The sequence below is a fragment of the Plantactinospora sp. KLBMP9567 genome (assembly GCF_033446045.1).
Lineage (GTDB): Bacteria > Actinomycetota > Actinomycetes > Mycobacteriales > Micromonosporaceae > Plantactinospora.
In genome coordinates this window covers 347,616-364,858 of the sequence record NZ_JAWQRR010000006.1, presented here as the reverse complement: position 1 = coordinate 364,858, position 17,243 = coordinate 347,616, and the positions used below count along the sequence as shown (strand labels likewise).

General features: G+C 73.4%; 13 protein-coding genes. All 13 read right to left on the bottom strand.

Features of this window, described 5'->3' with window-relative positions; all coding sequences use genetic code 11:
* Positions 1-42: 42 nt before the first annotated feature.
* The 13 genes from R6Y94_RS04435 to mraZ all read right to left on the bottom strand — a co-directional run bounded on the left by R6Y94_RS04435 (position 43) and on the right by mraZ (position 16,887).
* Positions 43-792, bottom strand: a complete 750-nt coding sequence (locus R6Y94_RS04435) for a YggS family pyridoxal phosphate-dependent enzyme (protein ID WP_318394442.1) — start codon at positions 790-792, stop codon at positions 43-45.
* 8 nt (positions 793-800) lie between these two features.
* Positions 801-1,901: a cell division protein FtsZ gene (ftsZ, locus tag R6Y94_RS04430; RefSeq protein WP_318394441.1), complete on the bottom strand. Its 1,101-nt coding sequence runs from the start codon at positions 1,899-1,901 to the stop codon at positions 801-803.
* A 293-nt stretch (positions 1,902-2,194) separates the two neighbouring features.
* The gene (locus tag R6Y94_RS04425) at positions 2,195-3,130 is read right to left on the bottom strand and encodes a cell division protein FtsQ/DivIB (protein ID WP_318394440.1); all 936 of its coding nucleotides are present in this window, start codon (positions 3,128-3,130) and stop codon (positions 2,195-2,197) included.
* Positions 3,127-4,638 carry a UDP-N-acetylmuramate--L-alanine ligase gene (gene murC, locus R6Y94_RS04420; RefSeq protein WP_412102684.1) on the bottom strand — a complete coding sequence of 504 codons (1,512 nt, stop codon included), beginning with the start codon at positions 4,636-4,638 and terminating at the stop codon, positions 3,127-3,129. The genes R6Y94_RS04425 and murC overlap by 4 nt, the downstream gene beginning before the upstream one ends.
* A gap of 277 nt (positions 4,639-4,915) precedes the next feature.
* On the bottom strand, positions 4,916-6,022 hold the full coding sequence (gene murG / locus R6Y94_RS04415) for an undecaprenyldiphospho-muramoylpentapeptide beta-N-acetylglucosaminyltransferase (protein ID WP_318394439.1): 1,107 nt from the start codon (positions 6,020-6,022) through the stop codon (positions 4,916-4,918).
* Positions 6,022-7,473: an FtsW/RodA/SpoVE family cell cycle protein gene (locus R6Y94_RS04410; RefSeq protein WP_412102689.1), complete on the bottom strand. Its 1,452-nt coding sequence runs from the start codon at positions 7,471-7,473 to the stop codon at positions 6,022-6,024. Before R6Y94_RS04410 ends, murG begins: the two co-directional genes overlap by 1 nt.
* A 527-nt stretch (positions 7,474-8,000) precedes the next feature.
* A complete protein-coding gene (gene mraY, locus R6Y94_RS04405) occupies positions 8,001-9,131 on the bottom strand; it encodes a phospho-N-acetylmuramoyl-pentapeptide-transferase (RefSeq protein WP_318394438.1) in 1,131 nt (376 codons plus the stop codon).
* A 49-nt stretch (positions 9,132-9,180) separates the two neighbouring features.
* Positions 9,181-10,587 (bottom strand): UDP-N-acetylmuramoyl-tripeptide--D-alanyl-D-alanine ligase, encoded by a 1,407-nt coding sequence (locus R6Y94_RS04400; protein WP_318394437.1) that lies wholly within the window; start codon positions 10,585-10,587, stop codon positions 9,181-9,183.
* Positions 10,584-12,155, bottom strand: a complete 1,572-nt coding sequence (locus R6Y94_RS04395; protein ID WP_318394436.1) for a UDP-N-acetylmuramoyl-L-alanyl-D-glutamate--2,6-diaminopimelate ligase — start codon at positions 12,153-12,155, stop codon at positions 10,584-10,586. Before R6Y94_RS04395 ends, R6Y94_RS04400 begins: the two co-directional genes overlap by 4 nt.
* 52 nt (positions 12,156-12,207) lie before the next feature.
* Positions 12,208-14,442 (bottom strand): penicillin-binding protein 2, encoded by a 2,235-nt coding sequence (locus R6Y94_RS04390; RefSeq protein ID WP_318394435.1) that lies wholly within the window; start codon positions 14,440-14,442, stop codon positions 12,208-12,210.
* Between the two features lie 4 nt (positions 14,443-14,446).
* A complete protein-coding gene (locus tag R6Y94_RS04385; protein WP_318394434.1) occupies positions 14,447-15,121 on the bottom strand; it encodes a hypothetical protein in 675 nt (224 codons plus the stop codon).
* Entirely contained in the window at positions 15,118-16,254 is a 1,137-nt protein-coding gene (gene rsmH / locus R6Y94_RS04380; RefSeq protein WP_318394433.1) for a 16S rRNA (cytosine(1402)-N(4))-methyltransferase RsmH, read from the bottom strand. Before rsmH ends, R6Y94_RS04385 begins: the two co-directional genes overlap by 4 nt.
* A gap of 201 nt (positions 16,255-16,455) precedes the next feature.
* The gene (gene mraZ / locus R6Y94_RS04375) at positions 16,456-16,887 is read right to left on the bottom strand and encodes a division/cell wall cluster transcriptional repressor MraZ (protein ID WP_318394432.1); all 432 of its coding nucleotides are present in this window, start codon (positions 16,885-16,887) and stop codon (positions 16,456-16,458) included.
* Between the last annotated feature and the right edge of the window lie 356 nt (positions 16,888-17,243).

Genomic DNA, 17,243 nt, shown 5'->3' with positions numbered 1-17,243 from the left:
GCCTCAAACAACACTGATGTAGTTTGGTGTCCGCTTGTCAGGCTACCGCAGCGTGCTACGCATTCCGAGCAACGCGCTGCCGATCCGCACATGTGTCGCGCCGTGTGCGATCGCCGCCTCCAGGTCACCGCTCATCCCGGCCGACACCGCGACCGCCCCCGGATATTCGGCCCGCAACGCGGCGGCGACCTCGGCCAACGTGACGAAGGCGGGCTCCGGATCCACTCCGAGCGGGGCGACCGCCATCACCCCGCCCAGGCGCAGCCGATCCGACCCGGCCACCGCCGCGGCGACCGCGCCGACCCCCCGGTCCGGGTCGTTCCCCGCGACCAGTGCACCGCCCCGGTCGGTCGCACCGTCCAGGTTGACCTGGACCAGCACGTCCAGCGGACGCTCCCGGTGCCGCCCCGCCGCGTCGGCGAGGGCGCCGGCCAGCCGTACGCTGTCCACCGAGTGCACCAGGTCGGCGTACCGGACCACCGAGCGGGCCTTGTTGCGCTGGAGCTGCCCGACGAAGTGCCAGCGCACCCGGGCACCGGTCGCCGCCACCTCGGCCGCCTTCGGCGCGGCCTCCTGGTCGCGGTTCTCCCCCATGTCGCGTACGCCCAGCTCGGCCAGGAGCGCCACGTCGGAAGCCGGATAGGTCTTGGTCACCGCGACCATGGTCACCTCGGCCGGATCCCGGCCGGCCGCGGCACAGGCGGCGTCGATCCGGGACCGTACCCGGGCCAGGTTGGCCGCGAGTTCGGCCCGGCGCGCGTCGTCCGGCGCCGGGCGGGGTGGTTCGGTCATCTGGCGGCTCAGGAACCGTTCTTGAGGAAGTCCGGCACGTCCACGTCGTCGAAGAGCACCCGACGCGGGGTCTGCGCCGGCGGCGGAGACGCCGGCGGCGAGACCGGCGCGACGGCCGGCGGGGTGACCTTGCGGGCCTGCTCCACCGGCTTGTACGCCGGGGCTCCGCCGTCGAAGCCCGCCGCGATCACCGTCACCCGGACCTCGTCGCCGAGCGCGTCGTCGATCACGGCACCGAAGATGATGTTCGCATCCGGGTGCGCGGCGTCGGTGACCAGTTGCGCCGCGTCGTTGATCTCGAAGAGGCCGAGGTCGGAGCCGCCGGCGATGGAGAGCAGCACGCCCCGGGCACCGTCCATGCTCTGCTCCAGCAGCGGGCTGGAGATGGCCGCCTCGGCCGCCTCCACCGCCCGGTTGTCCCCCCGGGCGCTGCCGATGCCCATCAGCGCGCTGCCCGCGCCACTCATCACGCTCTTGACGTCGGCGAAGTCCAGGTTGATCAGACCCGGCGTGGTGATCAGGTCGGTGATCCCCTGCACACCGGAGAGGAGCACCTGGTCGGCCTGCCGGAAGGCGTCCATCATGCTGATGCCACGGTCGCCGAGCGCGAGCAGCCGGTCGTTCGGGATGACGATCAGGGTGTCGCACTGGTTGCGCAACTCGTCGATGCCGGCCTCGGCCTGCACCTGCCGGCGCTTGCCCTCGAACGAGAACGGCCGGGTCACCACGCCGATGGTGAGCGCGCCCAGCTTGCGGGCGATGTTCGCCACCACGGGCGCGCCGCCGGTACCCGTGCCGCCGCCCTCGCCGCAGGTCACGAAGACCATGTCGGCGCCCTTGAGCACCTCCTCGATCTCGTCGCGGTGGTCCTCGGCGGCGTTCTTGCCGACGTCCGGGTTGGCGCCAGCGCCCAGCCCCCGGGTCAGCTCCCGGCCCACGTCGAGCTTGACGTCGGCGTCACTCATCAGCAGGGCCTGGGCATCGGTGTTGATCGCGATGAACTCGACGCCCTTGAGCCCGACCTCGATCATCCGGTTCACGGCGTTGACGCCGCCGCCGCCGATGCCGACGACCTTGATGACCGCCAGGTAGTTGTGCGGAGGTGTCATCGCCGGTCCCTTTCCTTCGATCTCGGCGGCCGCTACCCCGCCCGGCGATCCGGCCGGAGCGAGGCCGACGACCATTCGGTACGAGAGGCGAAGCGTAACCCTCACCCTCTACTAGAGGCTTACAGTTATGTCAACCATTGATCCTCTCGGGGCAACGTATGCGTACGCGCGGCCGAACCCAAGGACCTGCGCGGCGTGTCGGCACGCCCGCCGACAAACGTCACCGGCGAGCCAGCCGGCCGTCGTGTCGACGCGACCGGCCGGGAGCCGGACGGGACCATCGGAACTTCCGGTCAGCGGATGGTCACCACGTCCGGCGTCCGCACGTCGATGGTGTCCCCCTCGCGCGCCAGCAACGACGTCGCCACCTGGGCCTTGGTCTCACTGCGCGACGCGTCGCCCCAGAGCACCGTACGGCCGCCGCGCAGCTTGACGGTGATCCGGGCCGGACCCTCCACCACCAACTCGACGAGGCGGTCCCGCAACTCCGGGGTCAGGTTGGCGAGCACGGTCAACGCCCCCTTGGTAGCGGCGTCGTCGGGGCCGGGAGTGCCCAGCCGGGCCAGCGGCAGCCCGGCCGGCCGGTCCGACCGGGTCTGGAAGACCACCCCGGCCGCGTCGACCACCAGGAACCGCCGGTTCTGCGGCACCACCGCGACCGGGGTGCGTTCCACCACCTCGACCCGCAGGGTGTGCGGCCACTGTCGGGACACCGTCACCCGGGCCACCGGCGGCAACTCGGCGACCCGGCCCCGGACCGCGTCGAGGTCGACCCGGGCCAGCGGAACGCCCTCGGTCACCCGGGCCGCCTGGCGTACCTGGTCGTCGGTGACCAGGGTGGCGCCGACGACCCGCAGCGTGCGGAAGCCGAAGAGCGGGGTGCCGTACACGATCCCGGCACCGGCCAGGCTGAGCACCAGCACCCCGGCGAGCACCGTCCACGGCAGCGCGGCACGTACCCGGCGCTGCCGGGCCCGGCGGGTGAACCGGCGTACCGACGGCGGCACCGCGTCGGCACCGGCCCGGACCAGCCGCCAGCTCCGGCCCGTGCCCGACCGGCCGGTCCCCGGACGGCCCGCCCCGGAGCGGGCGCCGCCGCCGGCCGGACCGCCCGGGGCGGAGCGGCCGGCGCCACGTCCACCGGCTCCCCGGCCGCCCTGCCCCGGTCCGCCGGAGCGACCACCCGGAGCCGGACCCGCGGACCGGCCCCGGGACGTGCCCGGGCTCATCCGGCGTCGCTGGCTGCCCCGGGACCACGCGGGGTCGCCCCGGCCTCCTGCCCGGCCCCGCCCGCCGTCCCGGTCGGCTGGCCGGTGGCCGGGCCGCCGGCCAGCGCGTCGAGCAGTTCGTCGCCCATCAGCGAGATCGGCGGTGCGCCCATGGTCACTACCACGTCACCCCGGCGGGCCCGGCGGGCCACCTCGGCCGGCACGTCCTCCCAGGAGGGCAGGAAGATCTTCTGCCCGGCCGGCAGGTCGATCGCGTCGGTCAGCGCCGCCCCGCCCTCGCCGGGCGCCCGGACCTCGCCCGGGCCGAAGACCTCCAGCATCACCACCTCGTCGGCGATGGCGAGCGCGGTGGCCAGTTCGGCCTGGAGGTCCCGGGTTCGGTAGACCCGGTACGGCTGAAAGACGACGACCAGCCGACCGTCGCCAGCCACCTCGCGCAGGGTCTTCAGCGCGGCGGTCATCGAGGTCGGGTGGTAGGCGTACTCGTCGTAGACCTGGACGCCGGCCACCACCCCCTTGCGCTCGAACCGGCGGCGTACCCCGGGGAAGGAGGCGAGCGTCGAGGTCACGGAGTCCATCGGCAGGCCGAGCCTGCAGGCGGTGAGCACCGCTGAGGCGCTGTTCAGCCCGATGTGTGCGCCGGGCACCGGCAGCCGGACCTCGCCGAGCGGCTGGCCGTGCAGGGTGGCCAGATAGCGTACGCCGCCGGCCGCCGAGACCACGTCGGTCAGCCGCAGGTCGGCGTCGGGGGCCGTGCCGTAGGTGTACACCGTCCGCCCCTCGGCGCGCAGCGTCTCGGCCATCCGCCGGGTGCCCGGGTCGTCCGCGCAGGTCACCACGAACCCCTCGGGGTCGGTCAGCCGGGCGAAGTCGGCGAACGCCTCCTCCAGGCCGGCGTAGTCGCCGTAGGTGTTGAGGTGGTCCTCGTCGATGTTGGTGATGATCGAGACGTACGGCCGGTAGAGCAGGAAGGACCGGTCGCTCTCGTCGGCCTCGGCGACGAAGTACTCCCCGCTGCCGTGGTGGGCGTTCGAGCCGACCTCGGAAATCTCGCCGCCGATCACGAACGACGGGTCCTGGCCGGCGTGCTGGAGGATCAGCGTCACCATCGAGGTGGTGGTGGTCTTGCCGTGCGTACCGGCGACCGCGATGGTGCGCCGGCCGGTCATCGCGGCGGCCAGCGCCTCCGACCGGTGCAGCACCCGCAGTCCGCGCTCCCGGGCGGCGACCAGCTCCAGGTGGTCCTGCGGGATCGCGGTGGAGTAGACCACCGTGTCGACGCCGTCCAGGTTGGTCGGCGCATGGCTCATGTGGATCGTGCCGCCCAGCGCCCGCAGCCCGGCCAGCGCCGGCCACTCCCGCAGCTCGCTGCCGGAGACCCGGATGCCCCGGGTGAGCAGCAGCCGGGCCAGCCCGCTCATGCCGACCCCGCCGACCCCGATCAGGTGGATGCTGCCCAGGTCTTCGGCGGACAGCGTGCCGACCGGGCTGAACTGCGCGGTGTTCATGACACCAGCCTTCCACTCGGAATCCGTCGGGTCACCGGCTTGCCCAGCTCGACCGCACCCGATCCGGCGACCACCCCGCTACGCAGGCCCGACGCACTCATCGGGCCGACTGTCGATCGCGACTGCGGGGCTCGCAAACCCGGCTCACTCCTCGCGCTCACTGGGCCGACTGTCGATCGCGACTGCGGGGCTCGCAAACCCGGCTCACTCCTCGCGCTCACTGGGCCGACTGTCGATCGCGACTGCGGGGCTCGCAAACCCGGCTCACTCCTCGCGCTCACTGGGCCACCGCCTCGTAGACGAAGTCGAGCAGCGCCTCGTCGCCGTCACGCCGGCCGTACGCGGCCGCGGCGGCACCCATCGCGGCCAGCCGGCGCGGGTCGCGGATCAGCGGGATCAGGGTGTGCTCGACCCAGGCGGCCGTCATCTCGGAGTCGTCAACCAGCAGCCCGCCGCCGGCCTCGACCACCGGCAGGGCGTTGCGCTTCTGCTCCTGGTTGCTGTGCGGGTACGGCACGTAGACGGTGGGCAGCCCGATCGCCGCCACCTCGGCGCAGGTCATCGCGCCGCCCCGGCCGAGCATCAGGTCGGCGGCGGCGTAGCCCAGCTCCATCTGGGAGAGGTACGGCAGAGTCACGTACGGCACCGGCAGGTCGTGCGGGACGTGGACCGGCTCGTTGCGGGCGCCGATCACGTGCAGCACCTGCACGCCGGCGGCGGCGAGCGACTTGGCCGCCCCGGCCACCGCCAGGTTGATCGAGCGGGCGCCCTGTGAACCGCCGGCCACGAAGAGGGTCGGCAGATCCGGGTGCAGGCCGAACTGCCGGCGTGCCGCCGCCCGGTGTGCCACCCGGTCGAGCGTGGTGATGCCGCGCCGCAGCGGCACCCCGACCACCCGGGCGTTGCGCAGCGACTCGGCCTGGGCCGGCTGGTGCGGGAAGCCGACCGCCACGTGCTTGGTGAACTTCATGCCGAGCCGGTTGGCCACCCCAGGCGGCACGTTAACCTCGTGGATCACGATCGGCAGCTCCCGCCGCCACGCCGCCAGGTAGGCGGGTACCGAGACGTAGCCACCGAACCCGATCACGACGTTGGCGCGTACCTCGTCGATCACCTTTCCGGCGGCCCGGGCGGCTTTCCACATCCGGTCCGGCGTACGCATCAGGTTCATGTTGACCGACCGGGGGAGCTGATAGGCCGGGATCTGCCGCAGATCGTAGCCATGCGGCGGAATCAGGTCGTTTTCCAACCCTTTCGGGGTGCCGACGCAGGTGATCCGTACTCCCGGGTCGTGCCGGCGCAGGCAGTCGGCGAACGCCAGCAACGGGTAGATGTGCCCACCCGTGCCTCCTCCCGCTAGCAGCACCGACCGCAGCGGACCCATCAGCGTCTCCTCTCGCTCGCCGTACCGGCGCGCCCTCGCCTTGCCTGGCCACCTGCTGGCCCGGCCTCAGGCTCCCGCCGCCTCCCGGTCCCGGACCCGGACGCGGGCTCCCGGGGGGCCGGCGCGGGTAGCTTCCCACGGCGGCGCGCCGAGGGAAGCGGCGGCAACGGGGCCCAGAGTAGCCGTACCCATCGGGGCGCCGGACGGGCGTGCAGGGCCCGCGCGGCGTCCGGTTCGGCACGGGCGAACGAGGCGAGCATGCCGATCGCGGCGAGGGTCACCACCAGGGCGCTGCCGCCGTCGGAGATGAACGGGAGCGGCAGGCCGGTGATCGGCAGCAGCCCGACCACCCCGCCGATGTTGATCACCGCCTGGCTGACCAGCCAGGCGGTCGCGGCGGTGGCGGCCAGCCGGCGGAACGGATCGGCGACCCGGCGGGCGATCCGCAACCCGGTGTACGCCAGCACCGCGAAGAGGGTCAGCACCACGGCGCAACCCACCACCCCCAGATCCTCGGCCAGGATGGCGAAGATGAAGTCGTTGTGCGCCTCGGGCAGCCAGTTCCACTTCAGGCTGCTCTTGCCCAGCCCGACGCCGAACCAGCCGCCGTTGTCGATCGCGTACCGGGCCTGGAGGTATTGGTAGCAGTCGGTCAGCCCGCACTCGTCCGGCGGTGGCGGGTTGAAGAACATGGTGAGCCGGGCCAGCCGGTAGTTCCTGGCCCCCTCCTCACCGGACCCGGCGCCGATCGACGCGGCGGCGATCAACAGCCCGACCCCGATCAGGCCGAAGACCGAGAGGGTGGCGAAGACCCGCTTGCGGATGCCGGCCGCCCAGAGCAGCCCGACCACCACGGCGAGCAGGCAGAGCATGGTGCCCAGGTCGTTGTAGCCGACCAGCAGGAAGAGCAGGCCGACCACCGGGAAGAGCGGGGTGGTCAACTCCCGCCACCAGCCGAGCGCGGCGCCCTTGCGGGCGATCATGTCCGCACCCCAGAGCACCAGCCCGAACTTCGCCAGCTCGGAGGGCTGCACCTGGATCGGGCCGATGTACAGCCAGAGCAGCCGGGCCTCCAGCGGGCCGAGGACGGCGTCCCGGTCGCCGTTGAGCTTGTCCCACAGGTGCAGCACGTCCAGCACCACCAGCAGCAACGCCGCGACGCCGAGGGTCGGCAGCCCGAGCGCCCGGAAGGTGCGGGCCGGCAGGCGCTGGCAGACCCAGAACGCCACCAGCCCGATCAGCGCGAAGAGTGCCTGCTTGGCGACCATCGCGAAGGCGTTGCCGTCGGCGGCGGACGCCCGGACGCTGGTCGCCGAGAAGACCATTGTCAGCCCGATCAGCAGCAGCAGTCCGGAGCTGGAGATGAGCAGGTAGTAGGAGGCGAGCGGCCGGGCCAGCAGCCCGCGCAGCGCGGCCAGCCCACCGGCCAGGTCGACCCCGGCGGGAGCCAGGTCGACCCCGGCCGGGGCGCCCGGTGGGCGCGCCCCGGCGGGGGCACCCCGGGTGCCGCCCGGCCCGCTCTGCGGGCGTACCCCAAGGGGGCCGTCGCCGTCGGCGGCGTTCTCCGGCCGTCCGGTACCGCTGCGCGGGCGCCCGCCGCCGGTCGGCTCCGGGCGCTCGGTGGCGCCGCCCGGGCGTCCGCCGCCCGCCGGGTCACGCCCGATGTCGTCCGCCGGCCGTCCGCCGGCGGCGGACCGGCCACCGGCCGCCGGTCGACCGCTGGCGCGGGAGCCGGCGGAGCCCGCCGGCCGTCGTGGCTGCTCCCCGGTCACCGCGCCGCCCCCTCGTCCTCCCCCATCCGCCCATCATCGACGCTGGTCCGGCCACCCTGGCGCAGGGTGGCCGGCCGGCGTGTCGGACCGGTACGGCGTGTCCCGGGCCGGGGAGCGGCTCCGGTGCTCGCCGCGGGCGGGTCCGGAGCTGGTCCGCTCCGGGCCGAGGTCGGGCGGCGGCGGCGAGGTCAGGTGACTGGCGAGGGTCAGGTGACGGCGGCGAGGAACTCGCTGTAGAACAGGCCGAGGGCGATCGCCACCCCGATCCCGGCGATGATCCAGAACCGGACGACGATGTTGACCTCGCTCCACCCGGCCAACTCGAAGTGGTGCTGGAGCGGCGACATCCGGAAGACCCGTTTGCCCGTGGTCCGGAACGAGATGATCTGGATGACCACCGACATGGTGATGATCACGAAGAGCCCGCCGAGGATCGGCAGCAACAGCAGGGTCCGGGTGGACATCGCCATCCCAGCGATCAGGCCGCCCAGCCCGAGTGCCCCGGTGTCGCCCATGAAGATCCGGGCCGGCGAGGTGTTCCACCAGAGGAAGCCGACACAGGCCCCGGCCGCCGCCCCGGCGATCAGCGCGATCTCCAGCGGGTCCCGGACGGTGTAGCAGTACGCGCCGCCCTGGACGTAGTCCGGGTCCGCGCACCAGTGCCGGTACTGCCAGAACGCGATCAGGGCGTACGCGGCCAGCACCATCACCGAGGCGCCGGTGGCCAGCCCGTCCAGTCCGTCGGTCAGGTTGACGCCGTTGGTCGCGGCCATCACCACGAAGATAATGATGATCACCGAGGCGACCTTGCCGACCTCCAGCGCGTCGATGTCGCGGATGAAGGAGAGGGTGGTGCTGCCGACCGTCTCGGTGTTGGTCGCCACGCCCGACGCGTCGGTCATGGTGCTCGGGAAGTAGAGGGCGATCACCCCGAAGACTGCACCGACCAGGATCTGGCCGAGCAGCTTGCCCCGCTTGTTCAGCCCGGCGCTGTTCCGCTTGCGCACCTTGAGGAAGTCGTCGATGAACCCGACCGCGCCGGAGAAGACCATCAGCCCGAGCAGCACCAGCGCGGTGATGGTCGGCTCGACCTGAGCGATCTGCTGGTCGGGAAGGGTGGTCAGGGCAACGTGTCCGGCGACGTACGCGATCACCGTGGCGACGATGAAGACCACGCCGCCCATCGTCGGCGTGCCCTTCTTGCCCTGGTGCATCACCGGGCCCTCGGCCCGGATCGGCTGGCCGGCCTTGAGCCGGGTGAACACCTTGATGGCGATTGGCGTGGTGAAGAGCGAGATCAGGAACGCCACACCGATGGCGACGATGACCGCCCTCACGCCGCAACGCCTTCCGCCGCAGCCGACCCGACGACCACGACCAACCCGCTCACCGGGACCCGTTCCCGGGCTCGACGGCCTCGGCGCGCAGCGCGTCGGCCACCTCCCAGGTGCGGTAGCGCGAGCCCTTCACCAGGACGACGTCACCCGGCCGCAACTCGCGGCGCAGCGCCTCGACCGCCGCCGCCTGATCGCTAACCAGCACCGACTCTCCTCCCCAATTCGCCATCGCCACCGCGCCGTCGTGGATCGGCGCGGCCGGCTCGCCGACCACGATCAGCCGGTCGACGCCCAACTCGGCCGCGAGCCGGCCGACCTGCTCGTGCCCGTCCCGCTCGAAATCGCCCAGCTCGGCCATGTAGCCGAGTACCGCGAAGGTGCGCCGCCGCTCGCCCATCCCGGCCAACGCCCGCAGCGCCGCGGACGTCGAGGCGGGGTTGGCGTTGTAGGAGTCGTCGATCACCGTCACCCCGTCGGTGCGGTCGAAGACGTCCATCCGGCGGGTCGAGGGCAGGCCGAGCCGGCCGAGCGCCTCGGCCAGTTCGGCCAGCGGCATGCCGAGCTCCCGGGCCACCGCCGCCGCGGCGAGCGAGTTGCCGACCTGGTGCCGGCCGCTGATCCCGAGCCGGACCGCCGCCCGTCCCTCCGGGGTGACCAGGGTGTAGGACGCCCGCCCGCGATCGTCCAGGCCGACCTCCTCGGCCCGCACCTCGGCATCCGCGGCCTCGCCCACCAGTACGGTCCGGGCGGCGGTGCGGGCTGCCATGGCGCGTACCCGCTCGTCGTCGGCGTTGAGCACGGCGAGCCCGTCGGCCGGCAGCCCCTCCACCAGTTCGCCCTTGGCCTGGGCGATCGCCTCCTGCGAGCCGAACTCGCCGATGTGCGACACACCCACGTTGAGCACCACCGCGATCCGGGGCGGCGCGATCTCGCACAGGTAGCGGACGTGCCCCAGCCCCCGGGCGCCCTTCTCCAGCACCAGGAACCGGGTGTCGGCGTCGGCCTGCAACGCCGTGTACGGGTGCCCCAGCTCGTTGTTGAACGAGCCCGGCGGCGCCACGGTGGGACCGAGCCGGGTGGTGAGCTGGGCGACCAGGTCCTTGGTGGTGGTCTTGCCGGACGACCCGGTCAGCCCGATCACGGTCAGTTCGGGGAGCCGGTCCAGCACCGCCCGGGCCAGCCTGCCGAGCGCGGCCCGGGCGTCGGGGACCAGCACCATCGGCACTCCGTCGACCGGCCGGGAGCCGAGCACGGCGACCGCGCCGCCGGAGGCGACCGCCGCCGCCGCGAAGTCGTGCCCGTCCACCTTCTCGCCGGGGAAGGCCACGAAGAGCCCGCCGGGGCGTACCTTGCGGGAGTCGAACTCGACCGGGCCGGTGACCCGCAACGCCGGATCAGCGGCGACCAGCCGGCCGTCGACCGCGGTGGCCACCTCGGACAAGGTCAGCGGGATCATCGGCGGCCCTCCACCAGGTTGCCGAACCGGGCGGCGAGCGCGGCGGCCAGCTCCACCCGGTCGTCGAACGGGTACGTCCGGCCGGCGATCTCCTGGCCGCGCTCGTGCCCCTTGCCGAGTACCGCGACCACGTCACCGGGCTCGGCGAGCCGGACCGCCTCGTCGATCGCGGCCCGGCGGCCGGCCACCTCCCGCACCCGGCCCGGCCCGCCGTCCCGCTCGGCCCCGCGCCGCACCTCGGCCCGGATCACCCCGGGGTCCTCGCTGCGCGGGTTGTCGTCGGTGACCACCACCAGGTCGGCTCCGGCCGACGCGGCGGCGCCCATCAGCGAACGCTTGCCGTGGTCCCGGTCGCCGCCGGAGCCGAGCACGCAGATCAGCCGGTTGCCGGCGGTGGTCAGGTCGCGCAGCGCGGTCAGCGCGGCCACCACCGCGTCGGGGGTGTGCGCGAAGTCGACCACCCCGCGCACCGGGCCGGGCGCCTCTACCAGCTCCAGCCGGCCGGGAACTCCCGGGCAGCCGGCCACGCCCCGGGCCGCGACCGCCGGCGCGACCCCCGCACCGACCAGCGCGGCGATCGCCAGCAGCGCGTTCGCCACGTTGTGCCGGCCGGGCAGCGCCACCCCCGCCTCGACCGCCACGCCGTCCGGGCCGTACGCGGTGAAGGTCTGGGTGTAGCCGGATTCGCGGACCGCTCCGGCCCGCCAGGTCGCGGCCGGATCACCGGCTGCCGAGTAGGTGACGGTGGCCGGCCGGCGCAGCGGCGCGAGCGCCGGGTCGTCGTGGTTGAGCACCTCGACGTCGCACCGGCCGTCGAAGAGCCGCGCCTTGGCCGCGAAGTAGTCGGCGACGTCGGCGTGGAAGTCCAGGTGGTCGTGGCCGAAGTTGGTGTAGCCGCCGACGGTGAACCGGACCCCGCCGACCCGGCCCATCGCCAGGGCGTGGCTGGAGACCTCCATCGCCACCGCCGTGACTCCGCGTTCCCGGGCCGCCGCGAGCATCGCATGCAGGTCGGTGGCCTCCGGAGTGGTCCGGACGCTCTCCACCACCAGGTCGCCGAGCCGGCACTCCACGGTGCCGATCAGCCCGGTCACGTGCCCGGCGGCCCGCAGCCCCGACTCGATCAGGTAGGTGGTGCTGGTCTTGCCGGCGGTGCCGGTGATGCCGATGACGGTCAGCCCGGCGGTGGGATCGCCGTAGACCGCGCCGGCCAGCTCGCCGAGCACCGCACGCGGCTCCGGCACCACCAGGGCCGGCAGCCCGGCCTCGGCCGCCGCCGGGGCGCCGGCCGGATCGGTGAGTACGGCCACCGCGCCGGCCGCCACCGCCGAGGCCACGAACTCGGCGCCGTGCCGACGGGCGCCCGGGAGCGCCGCGTAGAGGTCGCCGGGGTGGACCTCACCGCTGGCATGGGTCACCCCGGTGACCACCAGGTCGGTGGCGTCCGGAGGCGACTCGGCGGCGACTCGCGCGGCGAGATCGGCGAGCCGGACCGGCGTCACGGCGCGGGGACGGGGATTGCCGGGCACGGCGTCAGACCCTACCCCGTCGGGGGGTCCACCCCGCACAGCCGCCCCGGTGGTTTGCCCGCACCCACCGATGATGTCCCGTTTCGGCAGGTCATCGCGGATAGACGACGAACTTCGGCGGCGCGGTGCCGGTGGCGGGCACCCGATAGTGACGGAGTACGTACTCCATCATCTCCTTGAAGGCCGGTGCGGAGACGTCGCCGCCACCACCGGACGGGGTGTGCGCGAAGACCGCGATGACGTAACGCGGGTCGTCCGCCTGGTCCATCCCGATGAACGAGGCGACCTCGCCGGGGGCGTACCGGCCGTCGACCACCCGGGATCCGGTGCCGGTCTTGCCGGCGACCCGGTAGCCCCTGATCGCCGCCTGGGTGGCGGTGCCGCCGTCGATGGTCACCGGGGCCTCCAGCAGAGTACGCAGGGCGGCGGCGGTCTCCGGCCGCAGCACCTGCCGGGTCTCCGGGGCGGGTACCGGCTTCCGCTTGCCGTCCGGACCGATGATCTCGCGTACCAGGTGGGGCTGGACCCAGGTGCCGTCGTTGGCGATCGCGGCGTACGCGGCGGCCATCTGCAACGGCGTGACGTCGACGCTGTGCCCGATCGGCACCGACCCGTACGTCGAGCCGCTGTATTCCGACGGCTTGAGCACCCGGCCGGACGCCTCGCCGAGCACCCCTTCCCCGGTCGGCCGGCCCAGCCCGAACCGGAGCTGGTATTCGTAGAGCTTCTCCGCGCCGAGCTTGTCGGCGACCCGGATGGTGCCGACGTTGGAGGAGAACCCGAGCATGCCGGCGACGCTGAGCTTGCGGCCCTGCACCGGGTGGGTGTCCCGGAACGGCTGGTCACCCTTGCGGATGCTGGACGGCGTCGGCCAGGCGGTGTTCGGGGTGATCACCCCTTCCTCCAGTCCGGCGCCGAAGACGATGGCCTTGTGCACCGACCCGGGGTCGACCACGAAGCTGGTGGCGGCGTCGTTGCGGTCGCTGGCTTCGTACTTCTTCCAGTCGGCCGCGTCGTAGGTGGGATAGCTCGCCTGGGCCAGCACCTCGCCGGTGCGTACGTCGAGCACCACGGCCGCCCCGGTGGTGCCGTTGACCTCCTGCATCCGCTTGGCGAGGATCCGCTGCACCATGAACTGCAGGTCCCGGTCGATGGTGAGTTGCAGCGAGCTGCCCGGCCGGGCCGGAGTGACCTTGTTGTGGCCGCCCGGGATCTCGGCGGCCAGGTCCCCCTTGCCGACCTCGTACTCCCGCTCGCCGTTCACCCCGCGCAGCAGCCCGTCGTAGCGGGCCTCGATCCCCTCCAGGCCGACCCGGTCCTGGCTGGTGAAGCCGAGCAGGTTGGCGGCCAGGTCGCCGCCGGGGACCTCGCGCCGCTCGTCCCGCCCGGTGCCGATGCCCTTCAGGTTGAGGTTCATGATCTTCTCGGCGGTGCCGACCTCGACGGCCCGGGCCAGGTATTCGAAGTTCGACGGGCGCCCGTCCGGCCGCTTCCGCTTGCGCATCTCCTCGGTCAGCGTGGAGGCGGGGATGCCGAGCAGCGGCGAGAGCGCCGCAGCCGCCGTGGCCGGGTCGTCGACGAGTTCCGGGTCGGCGTAGACGTACCGGGCCTCGACGCTGTGCGCCAGCGCCGCTCCGGTGCGGTCGTAGATGGCTCCCCGGGGGGCCGGCAGGACGACCGTACGCAGCCGGTCACCGACGCCGCCGCCGTCATACTCCGGGGCGTCGACGACCTGGAGCGCGACCAGCCGGATGCCGATGGTGGTGAACATGGCGAGCGCGAGCAGCGTGCCGAGGCGCAGCCGCCGGTGCGGGTCGGCCAGCCGGGGTGGCCGGCGCGGTCGCCGGGCCGGGCGCCGGGCGGGCGCACCGGCTGTCCGGGTCCCGCCACCGGCCGGCTCGGCCGGCCGCCGTCGGGCCGGCTTGGCGACGTCGCCGCCGCCCCGGACCGGGCGCGGGGTGATGGTGCGGCCGGCCCCGGTCGGCACGGTCCGCCGGGCGGTCCGGGCCGCGCCGGCCCGGCCGCCGTCGAGCACCTGCAACGCCGGCCGGAACGGGTCCGCCGACCGTTCGGTCCTGGGGGTACGCCGGGACCGGCCGCCCGGGTCGCCGGAGCCGCCCGCGACTCCGGGCGTACGCCGGAGTTCCGGACTGTCCCGCACGGTCCGGCCGCGCGGGGTGTACGCCCGGGCGTCGGAGATGCCGCCCAGCCCGGAACCGGACCGGCCGCCGGACTCGGCACCGCGTTCGGTGTCCCGACCGGCACGCGACGAGCCGCGCCGGGACACCGAAGCGTCCCGGCGCGGCTCGTCGGACCGCGGCGTCACCGGATCATCCCCCGGCGCCCTGCTGGCTGGTGATCGCCGGTTCGCCACCGGCCGGTTGCGGCACTCCGATCACCCGGCCGTCCGGCAGCCGGATGAAGGCCGGTGGGCCCGAGTCGACCAGGCCCAGTTGGCGGGCCCGGGCGGTGAGGTTGCCCGGCACCTCGGCGTCGGCGATCTTCTGCTTCAGCTCCTGCTCCTGGATGTCCAGCGTGGACTGCTGCTGCTGCAACCGCTCCAGCCGGAACGCGTTCTCGTTGACCTTGCTGTTGACCACCAGGATGCCGAGCATCCCGCCGACCACCAGCACCAGGATCAGCGCCACGAACGAGACCCGGGGTCGGGCCACCGGCAGCGGTGGCGCCACCCGGAGCCGAGAGCGCCGGGCCGGCGTCGCCGGCTCGGGTGCCCCCTCCGGCCGTTCCTCGGAGCTGTCCCAGACCCGCAGCCCCCGGGCGGATTCCGCCGGCTGCTCCCAGTCCCGCTCACGCAGTGCGGCACTGCCCTGGGTCGGATACCGTCGTGCCCCCCGCACCCGGGCCTCCGACGCCGGGTTCGACCGGCCGTCGCCCGCCCGCTGCGCCCGCTGCACCGTGGTCCGGCCCCCCGACCGCGGTGTGCGCTGCTGTGCGCCACGCGCCGCGTCGGGCTGTTCCCGGCGCTCGCGCTTGTTGACGTTCATCTTCCCTCCCCCTGTACTGTCGTGCCGCCGCCGTCGGATGCCGGCCGCGGCATGTCCCGTCGCGCTCCGTCGGACCCGCCCGGTGCCCCCGCACCGGCCGGACCTGTTGCCCCGACGACTCGCCCGGGCCGTTCGCGGACAGCCCGCCTCGTCGTCGTACTCGTTCCGCCGTCCCGCTCGATCCGCTCGGCCGCCCGCAGCCGCACCGATGCGGCCCGCGGGTTGGCCTGGACCTCCGCATCGCCCGGCAGCTCAGCTCCCCTGCTGAGCAGCCGCAGCATCGGTCCGGTACCGGGCAGTTCGACCGGAAGGTCGATCGGCCCGGTGCTCCGGGCACGGCCGGCGAACACCTGCTTGGTGATCCGGTCCTCCAGTGAGTGGTAGGACAGCACCACCGCGCGACCGCCCACGGACAACGCGTCCAGAGCGGCCGGCAGCGCCGTTTCCAGCGCGGCCAGCTCCCGGTTTACCTCGATCCGTAAAGCCTGAAACGTCCTCTTGGCCGGATGTCCCCCGGTACGTCGAGCGGGTGCCGGAATGGACTCCTTGACCAGCTCGGCCAGCCGGGCCGACGAGGTGAGCCGGTTGCGTTCCCGCTCCCGGACGATCGCCGAGGCGATCCGGCCGGCGAACCGCTCCTCGCCGTAGACCCGCAGCACCCGGGCCAGCTCGCCGTGCGAGTAGCTGTTGACGACCTCCTCGGCGGTCGTACCGGCCGACTGGTCCATCCGCATGTCCAGCGGCGCGTCCTGCGCGTAGGCGAACCCGCGATCGGGCGCGTCGAGTTGCAGCGAGGAGACACCCAGGTCGAACAGCACGCCGTCCACCCGGTCGTAACCGAGCCGCTCCAGCACCTCGGCCAGCTCGTCGTAGACCGCGTGTACCAGGTGGATCCGGTCGGCGTACCGGTCGAGCCGGGCCCGCGCGTGTGCCAGTGCCTCGGTGTCCCGGTCGAGTCCGATCAGGACGGTACGCGGATGCGCGGCGAGCACCGCCTCGGCGTGCCCGGCCAGCCCGAGCGTGGTGTCGACGTACACGGTCGTCCGGTCGTCGGCCCGGTCCAGGGCGGGGGCGAGCAGCTCGAGACACCGCTCAAGCAGCACCGGCACATGCGTACCGCGTAGCTCCCCCATGTCGACCCCCAGTGACCCCTGTCTCGTCCGGACGTGCCCGGTATCTGTCGCGCTCGTCGTACCGCCAGATCCCCATCCGCTCTGTTCCTCCGGGCCGACCTTCGGACCGTCGGAGGATCGCGCCTGGCACCGGGGAAGAGGCGCCAGGAACCTCGAGCGGGTGGAGATCTCGCAGTACGTCGGGCGTCGGCACGCGCCGCCCTACAGTCCGCCCGGCAGCACCCCCTCCTCGATGTCGGCGAAGTCCTCTTCGCTCTCCGCGAGGTAGGTCTCCCAGGACCGCTTGTCCCAGATCTCCACCCGGGTGCTCGCCCCGATCACCACCAGCTCCCGATCAAGTGCGGCGTATTCGCGCAGGTGGATCGGGATGGTGACCCGACCCTGCTTGTCCGGGATCTCGTCGTGCGCACTGGCGAAGAAGACCCGGCCGTAGGCCCGGGCCGCCTTGTGCGTCATCGGCTGTTCGCGCAACTGCCCCGCGATCCGCTGGAACTCGGGCATCGGGAAGACGTAGAGGCAGCGCTCCTGCCCTTTCGTGATCACGACACCTCCCGCCAGCTCGTCCCGGAACTTGGCCGGAAGGATCAGCCGGCCCTTGTCGTCCAGGCGCGGGGTGTGCGTGCCGAGAAACACCGGCCCAACCCCCTCGCCCTACCAGCGGCGTTCGCGGCGCCGCTGCCCCCCGGGCCGGCGGGCCTTCCTGGCCCCCCATCGCGCCCCACTCTACTCCACTTCCCTCCACCCGCAACCGGAATCGCCCGGAAAGACCGGCTGTCCCCCAGATGAAACCGCACGTCAGAAGGGGTGGCCGGCGGTGGAGGGAAGTGGGCCCCCCGCCGCGGAGGTCCACTATCCGACACCGGTACGCCGGACGCGCGACGCCCGGATATACACGCTTTTTCCGACTAATCCGGTCGCCCCGACGGTCCCGCCGAAGCGGGGCGGGAGGAAAGTGGAGGAAAAATTCGCTGCGGCGGTCCCACTCCGCC

Bases quoted from the DNA above. Each gene is read 5' to 3' on its own strand.
- R6Y94_RS04435 (WP_318394442.1), bottom strand. From the start codon at position 792: ATGACCGAACCACCCCGCCCGGCGCCGGACGACGCGCGCCGGGCCGAA.
- ftsZ (WP_318394441.1), bottom strand. From the start codon at position 1,901: ATGACACCTCCGCACAACTACCTGGCGGTCATCAAGGTCGTCGGCATC.
- R6Y94_RS04425 (WP_318394440.1), bottom strand. From the start codon at position 3,130: ATGAGCCCGGGCACGTCCCGGGGCCGGTCCGCGGGTCCGGCTCCGGGT.
- murC (WP_412102684.1), bottom strand. From the start codon at position 4,638: ATGAACACCGCGCAGTTCAGCCCGGTCGGCACGCTGTCCGCCGAAGAC.
- murG (WP_318394439.1), bottom strand. From the start codon at position 6,022: ATGGGTCCGCTGCGGTCGGTGCTGCTAGCGGGAGGAGGCACGGGTGGG.
- R6Y94_RS04400 (WP_318394437.1), bottom strand. From the start codon at position 10,587: ATGATCCCGCTGACCTTGTCCGAGGTGGCCACCGCGGTCGACGGCCGG.
- R6Y94_RS04385 (WP_318394434.1), bottom strand. From the start codon at position 15,121: ATGAACGTCAACAAGCGCGAGCGCCGGGAACAGCCCGACGCGGCGCGT.
- rsmH (WP_318394433.1), bottom strand. From the start codon at position 16,254: ATGGGGGAGCTACGCGGTACGCATGTGCCGGTGCTGCTTGAGCGGTGT.